Genomic DNA, 340 nt, shown 5'->3' with positions numbered 1-340 from the left:
CGACGCCGAAGGTGACGGTGATGACCGCGTGCAGCAGACCGCCGAGCGCGCCGCCCGCCATGCCCGCGAGCAGGCCGAACCAGGGGTTGACCAGGTAGCAGCCCCAGGCACACCAGAACGTACCGGCGACAATAAGGCCTTCGCGACCGATGTTGCTCACCCCGCCCCGCCCCACACCCCGTGCAGTGCGCCCTTCAAGGCGGCCACGGTCACCGCCCCGGTCGTGCTCCTGCTGATCCCACGCGTCCCCATGCTGCTGTCGTTGGTCGGCCTCCTGACCGGCAACCCCGCCCTCACCTCCTCCGGCCAGCTCGCCGCCGCCCTCGGCTCGGCCGTGCCG

At 72.4% G+C, this 340-nt stretch carries 1 pseudogene; it reads right to left on the bottom strand.

The window, feature by feature from the left end:
* Positions 1–169, bottom strand: a pseudogene (locus tag UK12_RS39030) (ABC transporter permease); the annotation flags it as partial.
* Between the last annotated feature and the right edge of the window lie 171 nt (positions 170–340).

Source organism: Saccharothrix sp. ST-888, assembly GCF_000955975.1.
Classification (GTDB): Bacteria; Actinomycetota; Actinomycetes; order Streptomycetales; family Streptomycetaceae; genus Kitasatospora.
Note: the sequence above shows the minus strand (reverse complement) of the source record. Positions and strands in the feature narration are given on the sequence as shown.